This window comes from Streptomyces sp. NPDC020807, from assembly GCF_040641575.1.
GTDB lineage: Bacteria > Actinomycetota > Actinomycetes > Streptomycetales > Streptomycetaceae > Streptomyces.
In genome coordinates, this window is the sequence record NZ_JBFADU010000021.1 from 99,136 (window position 1) to 107,896 (window position 8,761).

Below are 8,761 nucleotides of genomic sequence, written 5' to 3' on the forward strand. Positions count from 1 at the left end.
GGTTCACCCCGCCCGCAGCATCAGTCCGATGCCCACCACCATCAGCCCCGCCGCCGCGATCCGCGGGCCGCCGAAGCGCTCCTTGAAGAAGACCGCGCCGATCGCCGCGCCCACGATGACCGAGGACTCGCGGAGGGCGGAGATCGGGGCCAGGGGGGCCTTCGTCTGGGCCCAGAGGACGAGGGCGTAGGCCGCGACCGAGAGAAGCGCGCCGAGGAGGCCCCGGGCCGCGTACGGGCGGAGGGCGGGGAGCAGGGCCGAGCGGCGGGTCCAGAGGGCGTACGCGGGGACCGCGAGGCCCTGGACGATCATCAGCCAGGCGATGTAGCCGAGGGGGGAGCCCGCGGCGCGGACGCCGACGCCGTCGACGACCGTGAAGACGGCGATCGCCAGGCCCGTCGCACCCGCCGCGAGCAGCGCGGGCCACTGGGGGCGGGTGTCCGCGCCCCTGATGCCCCACAGGGCGAGGCCCGTCAGGCCCGCGCAGGCGACGGCGACGCCCAGCAGCTGCCAGCCGCCCGGCAGCTCGTGGAGGAAGACCGCCGCCAGGCCGGTCACGACCAGCGGGGCCGTACCGCGTGCGATCGGGTACATCTGTCCGAAGTCGCCGAGCGTGAACGACCGCATCAGCAGGGCGAAGTAGCCGACGTGGACGGCGGCGGAGGCGAGGAGGTAGGGCCAGGCCGCCGGCGCGGGGAAGGGGACGAACGCCGCCGCCACCGCACCCGTCAGCATCCCTCCGCCGGATATCAGGGTGAAGGAGAGGAGCTGGTCCTTGATGCCGTGGGCTATCGCGTTCCAGCTCGCGTGCGTCACCGCCGCCACCAGGACGGCCAGGGTGACCAGTGGCGTCACGCCGTGGGTTCCCTCACGTCGGCGAGGGTCGCGCCCGCGTGGGTGACCAGGTCCTTCGGGGGCAGCGCGAAGACCGTGTGCGGCGTGCCGGCCGCCGCCCACACCAGCGCGTGGTCGAGGATGCCGCGGTCCGCCAGGACCCGCGTCCGCGTCCGGTGGCCGAAGGGCGGCACGCCTCCGATCGCGTACCCCGTCGTCTCCCTGACGACCTTCGCGTCGGCCCGCGTCACCTTCTCCGCGCCGAGTTCCTCCCGTACCCGCTCCACGTCCACCCGCGAGGCGCCGTCCATCAGGACGAGCACCGGGACCCCGTCGGCCGCGAAGATCAGCGACTTCACGATCTCCGACACCTCGCAGCCGATCGCCTCGGCGGCCTGCTGGGCGGTCCGCGTCTCGTCGGGGAAGCGGCGGATCTCGACGTCCAGGCCCAACTCGGCGAGGGCGGCGGCGAACTGGGGGTGCGCGTGCTCTGCGGTGGTCATGGCCCGCACGCTAGCGGTCGGTGTACGGGCCATGCGACCGGGTTCCGGGATGTGGTTCAGCCGGCCTTCAGGACCCGGGCCACGACCGGGCCCGCCGCGTCACCGCCGTGGCCGCCGCTCTGCACGACCGCCGCCGCCGCGAGGTCGCCGGAGTAGCCGGTGAACCAGCTGTTCGACGTCCCCTGGCCGTCGACCTCCGCCGAGCCGGTCTTCGCGCCCTTGGGGCCGGGGACGCCGGCCATCGCCTTCGTCGCGGTGCCGTCGCCAGCCGTCGCCGTCTCCCGCATCATCTGCTTCAGGGCCGACGCGACTCCGGAGGACAGCCGGTCGGCGGTCGCGAACTCGCGGTCGTCGAGGTCCTTCGCCACCAGGTACGGCTGGAGGAACCCGCCGTTCTTCACGGTCGCGGAGAGCGACGCGACGTTCAGGGCGCTCATCTGGATCTGGCCCTGGCCGATGTACGAGGCGGGGGTGTTGCTCCCGGCCGACTCGGGGACGCTGCCGTCGAAGGCGGGCACGCCGACCGCCCAGGTCTGACCGATGCCGAAGGAGTCGCGGGCGGTGGTGCCGAGGGCGGTGTCCGCGACGTTCTTGTCGGCCAGCTCGGGGAGCACCTTCCTGATGAAGGCGGTGTTGCAGGACTGGCGGAACGCCTTGGCGAGCGTGGCGTTCGCGATGCTGAACTTCTCCAGGTTCTGGAAGGTCTGACCCCGAGCCAGGACGGTGGACGGGCATTCGACCGGGCTGTTCGGCCCCGCCACCACCCCGTTCTGCATCAGCATCGCCGCCGTGACGATCTTCATCGTCGAGCCGGGCGCCTGCTGTCCCAGGAAGGCCGTGTTGTACTCCGTGGCCGGGTTGTTGGCCACGGCCCGTATCGCCCCCGTCGACGGCTCTATCGCCGTCACCGACGCCTTCTCGAAGTTCCCGACCGCCGCCTCCGCCGCCGCCTGCACCTCCGCGTCGAGCGTCGTCCTCAGCGTGCCCGGCCTGCCCTTCGTCAGGACGAGGAGGGGGGCGTCGGCAGCCGCTCCCAGCCGGGCACCCGTACCCGACTCGATCCAGGTCTCGACGCCGCTCTCGCCGCCCGCCTTCGCCCCGTACCGCTTGCGCAGCTCCGCGAGGACCGGGGCGAGCGAGGGGTACTTCTCCGCCGTCAGCTCGACGCCGTTGCGGTCGACGGCCTTCACGGACGCGGTCTTCGCGACGCCCGTGCGGATCGTCGCGTCGGCCGTCCGCAGCTTCGGGTGGAGGACGGACGGGACCCACTTCACCAGCGGCCGGCCGGTCGTCTCGCCCCGGACGACGGAGAGCTGGGACCGGTACGTCCAGGGCTTCGACACGCCCCGGTAGGTGACGGTCGCCTTCACCGTGAACGGCACCGTCGGCCCGATCGGCGTCTCGGGCGTGATCGTCGCGGCCGAGACGCTCGCGGTCTCCTTGTACGCCGCCACGGCCGACGTCGCCGTGACCGGGTCGTTCGTCAGCTGACCCGCCCGCTCCGCCTCCCCCGCGGACCAGGCCGCCAGGAAGTCCCTGGCGGTCGCCGTCACCTCGTCGGACGTGACGGGCCCGCTCCGTCTCGGGGCGCCCATGGACGACACGTCGTCGCCGCCCATGATCCCGTTCCAGAGGTTGAATCCCCCGTAGCCGACTCCACTCGCCACGACGAGGAACACTCCTCCGACGATGGCGGTCTTCGCTCCACTGCGCATGACTGTGCGCCCCCTCCCCGAACGGCCGTCCAGTCAAGCAGCGTCACTTGTGTGTGTCGAGCAACTTCCGGAAAGTACGTCAGGCGTGAGGTCAGGGAGTGAGGAAGAGGCCCGTCACGGCGAGGGTGAGCATCGCGGCACCCGCGACGATCGCCCACCCGGTGTGGCGGACGGACCTCTCGTGGTCCTCGCGCAGCTCACGCACCGCGGCCAACGTGCCCAGCTCGGCGTCCTTCGACAGGTGGGGGGTCCGCACCAGCGGGTACGAGTCGCCGACGACGTACAGGGGGTTGGGTGCGGCGTACGCGGTGTGGAGGGCCGTCGAGCCGTCCGCGTTCGGGTACTCGTACACGAGGCACAGGGTCGTCGTGCGGGCCTGCCCGCCCATCGAGATCAGGACCGCGTCGACCTCGACGCCGGTCTCCTCCAGCTTCCTGGTCGCACGGGCCTGTTTCCTGACGCCGAAGTACATCGGCGGACCGAAAGCGACCGGGCAGGCGCCCACGAAGGCGCAGACGACGAGCAGCAGGATGACCATGTCCACGGCGGGAACCGTACGTGGTCGGGCTACTCACGAAAACCCCCGCCCCCTTACGATCGCGCGCATGTCGATCACCCCGTCCACCCCGTCCACCCCGTCCATCCCGTCCATACCCGTCCTCATCGGCGACCACGGCGTCGAACTCCGCGTCGACGTCGGCGGGCTGCTCCTGAGCGGCCCCCGCGAGGAGGTCCGCATCCCGCTCGGCGCCGTCGCGCGCGTGGCCGTCGCGGGGGACGGGCGGTCGGTGACCGTGGAACTGACGGCGCCCGCCGGGGCGGAGCCGGCCGTGTACCGGATCGAGGGCGTGAGCCGGGCCTCGGCGACCCTCTTCGAGGGGGCGGTGAACGGGGCGCTCCCGGAACGTCCGGCGGGCGAGGACCCGGTGGACGGCTCGACGCTCGTCACGATCACGCCCAAGGCCGATGAGGGCGCGGGCCGGGAGACGCGCACGGCGGTCCCCGAGGAGGAGGCGGAGCCGAGGCCGCCGGCCGACCGCGCTCCCCTGTGGGGGGCTGCCGCACTGGGCCTCGGGGTCGTCGCCCTCAGCGCGGGCGTGGTGGCCGCCGGGGAGCACGTGAGCCGCGCCATCGTGGTGTTCCTGCTCGGCGGCCTGACCCTGTTGCCCGCCGCCCTGACGATCTACGGCGCGACGGGGCTGTGGGACGCCTGGTACCTGCCGCGCCACGGCGTCACGGTGGCGACGTTTCCCACCCTCTTCCGCGGCAGGGTCACCTACGGCTACGTCTCCTCCGACGGCAAGGTCCGCGGTGCCTCCGGGCCCGACGACGTCGTCTACCACCCCAAGTACCCCGCACACTGCATGCGGCGCAAGGGGGTGGGCGAGACGGTCCGCTGGTCGTTGGCCATGGTGACCGTCGGCGCGATCCTCACGGCCCTCCTCGCCTGGGCGACCCTCGGACTCGCCTTCCCGTAGGAGGTGTCCGAGGCCCGCTCCTCAGGCCGTCAGATCCAGGTGTCCAGCCACATCCTGTTGCGCCACTGGTCTATCGGGATGGGAGTTCCCGTGTAGATGGGCCAGAAGTAGATGAAGCCTCGCGCATCAAGGCCCGTACGGCCCTGACCAGCGGCGGAGCTGTTAGCAGGGACCGCGCGGCGGATGCTGGGCCGCCTGTGGGCCGTGATCATGGTTATGGCCCTCCCGTAGTCATCAGGTGGGTCCGTCAACGCTGCCGCGCGGGCTCGTGGACGAAGCTACACTCAGCGCCATGCAGCAGGGTGGGGTTACAGAGCGGTTCTCTGCCAGTTCGGCCGCGGTCATAACTGGCGTAGTAGCCGACACGGCGGCTGTTGTCGCGCTACTGGCATCGGATACTTTTCGGCGCTGGTGCAGGGACTACTGGATTATTTCGGCGGCTCTTAGTGTCGCCTTGATCTATGTAGTGATCGCCCTCGTAGAAGCGAACTCTCGGAAGGCGGGCGAGTTGAGCTCACTTAAGGAGAGGCTGAGGGAGCCGAGTGCCCATGATCGGACTCTCTTCTCTGTGGTTACGACATCGCTTCACCCTAATAGTGTGACCGTGGAGTGGCTCAAGCACGGTTTCATCTGTACGAGCTTCGAAGACTCCCTAATAGAACCACTTGACGCTTTTGAGAGAAGCGTTCTTCGAGATCCGCGTGGGTTCGACAACGAGGAAATCGAGGCGGCTTATCGCGATCTCTTGGCCAGGGTAACGCGGTTCACTCGTTCTGTCGGCGATCACATGTGGACCGATCATCCCCACAATCCGAATAGGCTGGCCATTCCTCGGGAGTGGCAGCGGTCGGACCCTGGCCGGTATCAGGGGGCAGTGGACGAGCTGAATACGCGGTCGCGCGAATTGGTTGATTCCTATGATGCTTTCCTGCTCGTGGCGCAGCGAAATCGCGTGACTGAGGTGGGCGTAATTCATGTGAATTATGTGGTTTAGTTCTGGCGGTCGCCAAAGATTTCTTCGAGTGCTTTGCGGGTGCGGCCCTCGCTGCTCGGCATGAGGTGGGTGTACGTCCGGAGCGTGAACCCGGGGTCGGCGTGCCCGAGGTACTGGCTCAGGGCTCGGATGTTCTCCCCGGCGTCCAGGAGCACGGACGCGTAGAAGTGCCTCAGTGCGTGCATGCCGTGCTCGGGGGCGGACGCGTACCGCTCGCCTTCCTCCGGCTCCGGGATGATGCCCGCCGCCGCGAGAGCGGGCTTCCACATGAAGTCGTTGAAGTAGCTCACGCGGACGTGACTGCTCCCCGAGCCGGTGAAGATGAGCGACCGGGTCACGGTCGGCCCGTCTGGGGTACGCCACGGGAGCGTGATGGCGACGGGCGGGTGCTTCTCGGAGTGGGCCCTGATGGAGGCTCCCACGGACGGGGGCAAGGGCACGTCGCGGACCTTGCCACCCTTCGGAGGGGCGAAGACGTACTTGCCCCGGATTCGCTTGAGCTGGTGGTTCACGGAGAGCCATCCGCCCTCGTGGTCCATCTCGTCCAGGGAGAGCCCGAACACCTCGCCCTGGCGCAGCCCGCATCCGCCGGCCACGTCCACCGACGCGCGCAGGAACTCTGGCAGAGCCGCCTGGACGGCGAACACCTGCTCCACGGTCCAGGGGGCGATCCGTGCGGGGTTTCCCTTCGGGACCTGGATCGACCGCGCCTTGCAGGGGTTCTTGGAGATGAGGCCGTCGTCCAGGGCCGCGCTGAACGCGGCCGAGACGGTGCCGAAGATGATCCGGCGGTGGGAGGCGGCGGGCACGTTGCCCTCCAGCTCACCGAGCCACGTCCGGATGTGCCCCGGCTGGAACGACACGAGCGGCCTGGTCCCGATGTACGGATACGCGTGCAGCCGAAGCCGACGTTCCGCCGCTTCCCGACTGTTCACCTCGGTCGTGTGTGTCGCCACCCACTTCTCCGCGAACTGCCGGAAGGTGATCCGGGCGGCGCGGGGGTCGGTGTACTGACCCCGGGCCATGTCGGCGGCCGTCTCGTTCAGCCACTGCTCGGCGAGGCGCTTCTTGCGGTCCGGGAACGACTTCGACTTCTCGGTGCCGTCGGGGCCGATGTAGCGGGCGCGGTAGCGGAGGCCGGTGCCGTAGCGGTCGGTCTTGATGCGGCGCTCGTTGCCGTCGTCGTCGGTCTCGGTCTTGTACCAGCGGTCCTGGACGTGGCCAGCCATGTGGGCTGTTTCCTCTCGGTGGTGGTGTGCCTGCCCTCAGGGAGGGAGGCATGGGGGTTCCGTGGAAGTGGCTGTGGAGGGGGTTCGGGGAGGTCGGGGAGGGTGCCTCCCTGCCTCCCTGGCGAAGGGTTTGAGCAGGTCACCGGCAGGGAGGCGGGTCAGGGAGGCGGTCAGGGAGTTCTCCCTGCCTCCCTGGCTGGATAGGCTGCGCGCGGTTGTCGTCGTCTAGCGGCCGAGGACTCCGTACGCCGGTTCGCCCGGCTGCGGAACCCCGGGTTCGAATCCCGGGCGACAGCCGCGAGAACGGCCCCGGGCGGACGACCGTGACGGGCAGAGTCACACCCCCGTCACGGGCAGAGTCACGGCCGTGACGGGGGTCTGTGACGGCCGTGACGCCTCCCCTCTACCTGCCTTACCTCGCAGGTCAGTGGCCTTTACCGTCCCCTCTACCGGGGTAAAGGGCTCCCTCTACCCGAGTGGTGTCGGCAGGGGGTGTGACGGTGGGGTGTGACGGGGGTGTGACGCCGTGACGGGTAGCGGGAGGGGGCTCTACCTCCCGGTCGGCCGGCGGGGTCAGGCGGCGGTGTCGGTGGCTTCCTGGTGCTGGACCCAGGTGCGGACGGCGGCGGGGTCGTAGCGGACGTGGCGGCCGACGCGGAAGCCGGGCGGGCCGGTGCGCTGCTTGCGCCAGTGGTAGACGGTCTCGATGGGGACGGAGAACATCGCGGCGATGTCCTCGGGGGTGAGGTAGCGGTCCGGGAGTCCGGCGCGGAGGGTCTCGATGGGCTTGCTGGCCATGGGGTGGGGTGACTCCTCGTGTCCGTCGCGGGGCGGGGTGGGAGTGGTGCCGGTGGCCGTCCTAGAGATTTGGTGTATTTCAGCGTCCGCAGCGCCCCAGCGTCCGCATGTCTTCGTTCGTGCAGGTCAGGGCTGGTGAGGGGTGCGGACGCTGGTGTGGACGCTGCGGACGCTGGACGGCTGTAGCGTCCGCAGCTCCGACCGTGTCCGGGCCGCTGGTGTGCTGCCCGGTCCGGCGATGTCAGTCCAGGTCAGAGACCCTGTAGCCCTGTCCGATCGGGGGCACGTCGGGCCAGAGCGGACCGGTCGGGGGCGCGGACGCTGCGGACGCCGTCTCCTGGGGGAGGTCGGTCCGCGTGAGCACGAGGAGCCTGCTGCGGTGCCGGTCCTGGCTACGTTGCGTGTCGTCCACGGTGATCCCGATCGACCGCAGGAGCGGCGCGAGGCGCTTGACCTTCCCGCTCGCGCGGGTGGCGTCCTTGGGCCAGGACGGAGGCCGGATGCCGCCCGGAGGCTGGACGTGCTCCAGGAGCATCGCGGCCGTGCCTGTCCAGGTCCCGCACTGCTCGACCAGGACCGCGAGGGCGGAGCCGAACGGGTCGTCCTCCAACGCGTCTCCGGCGACGCTCGCGGACGCGGCCAGGTAGTCGTCCAGAGTCGTCCACTCCATGACCTGGTCGACGGCCGCGAGGATCCGGGCGAAGTCGGCCATGCGGGGCATGGAGGCCAGCTTCACGTCCGGCAGAACGGCGAGGACGGTGGCGAGGAGGTCGAAGAGCGAGCCGAGGACAGCCGGCCGGATCGTCTCGAACGCCGTCGCCAACTCCTCCTCCGTGCGCCGCTGCTCCGGCTCGATCAGTTGGAGTTCGAGCATCAGCAGCCGCTCGGCCAGGTCCCCCGCGAGGGCCCCGGCGTCGATCGTCGTCATCGCCAGCACCCGGCGGAAGGAGAGGACCACAACGTCGTCGTCGGTGTAGAGGGCGCGGTCCACGATCCCGTCGCCGGTCACGGCCTTGCACAGGGTGTCGGAGAGCCACTGCGGCAGCGTGGAGATGTTGTCCAGGCACAGCGCCCAGGAGTTGAACGCCTGCGTGGCCCACGCCTTGTGGTCCCGGGGCTGGGAGCGCTTCGCGGCCGGGGAGGGGTCGACCAGGTTGACCATCATCTGCGCGGCGGCCGACTTCCCCGTGCCCTGCTCGCCCTTGAACGT

The 8,761-nt window shown here is 70.2% G+C and carries 8 protein-coding genes and 1 pseudogene; 2 read left to right on the forward strand and 7 right to left on the reverse strand.

Annotation, left to right across the window (positions count from 1 at the left end; genetic code table 11):
* Positions 1–3: 3 nt before the first annotated feature.
* The 4 genes from AB0G79_RS25940 to AB0G79_RS25955 form a co-directional block, all read right to left on the reverse strand.
* Positions 4–855 carry a DMT family transporter gene (locus AB0G79_RS25940; protein WP_360810402.1) on the reverse strand — a complete coding sequence of 284 codons (852 nt, stop codon included), beginning with the start codon at positions 853–855 and terminating at the stop codon, positions 4–6.
* Entirely contained in the window at positions 852–1,337 is a 486-nt protein-coding gene (locus AB0G79_RS25945; RefSeq protein WP_360810404.1) for a YbaK/EbsC family protein, read from the reverse strand. Before AB0G79_RS25945 ends, AB0G79_RS25940 begins: the two co-directional genes overlap by 4 nt.
* 56 nt (positions 1,338–1,393) lie before the next feature.
* Positions 1,394–3,052 (reverse strand): penicillin-binding transpeptidase domain-containing protein, encoded by a 1,659-nt coding sequence (locus AB0G79_RS25950; RefSeq protein WP_360810406.1) that lies wholly within the window; start codon positions 3,050–3,052, stop codon positions 1,394–1,396.
* Between the two features lie 91 nt (positions 3,053–3,143).
* Entirely contained in the window at positions 3,144–3,596 is a 453-nt protein-coding gene (locus AB0G79_RS25955) for a hypothetical protein (protein ID WP_360810408.1), read from the reverse strand.
* A gap of 61 nt (positions 3,597–3,657) precedes the next feature.
* On the opposite strand from AB0G79_RS25955, the gene AB0G79_RS25960 reads away from it, so the two are divergent.
* The gene (locus AB0G79_RS25960; protein WP_360810410.1) at positions 3,658–4,530 is read left to right on the forward strand and encodes a hypothetical protein; all 873 of its coding nucleotides are present in this window, start codon (positions 3,658–3,660) and stop codon (positions 4,528–4,530) included.
* A gap of 292 nt (positions 4,531–4,822) precedes the next feature.
* Positions 4,823–5,524, forward strand: a complete 702-nt coding sequence (locus tag AB0G79_RS25965; RefSeq protein ID WP_360810412.1) for a hypothetical protein — start codon at positions 4,823–4,825, stop codon at positions 5,522–5,524.
* Here the strand turns inward: AB0G79_RS25965 and AB0G79_RS25970 are convergent.
* The 3 genes and pseudogenes from AB0G79_RS25970 to AB0G79_RS25980 all read right to left on the reverse strand — a co-directional run.
* Positions 5,521–6,753 (reverse strand): site-specific integrase, encoded by a 1,233-nt coding sequence (locus AB0G79_RS25970; RefSeq protein ID WP_360810414.1) that lies wholly within the window; start codon positions 6,751–6,753, stop codon positions 5,521–5,523. The genes AB0G79_RS25965 and AB0G79_RS25970 overlap by 4 nt on opposite strands.
* Positions 6,754–7,326: 573 nt before the next feature.
* Positions 7,327–7,551, reverse strand: a complete 225-nt coding sequence (locus tag AB0G79_RS25975) for a helix-turn-helix domain-containing protein (protein WP_360810416.1) — start codon at positions 7,549–7,551, stop codon at positions 7,327–7,329.
* A 241-nt stretch (positions 7,552–7,792) separates the two neighbouring features.
* Positions 7,793–8,761: pseudogene (locus AB0G79_RS25980) on the reverse strand (ATP-binding protein); the annotation flags it as partial.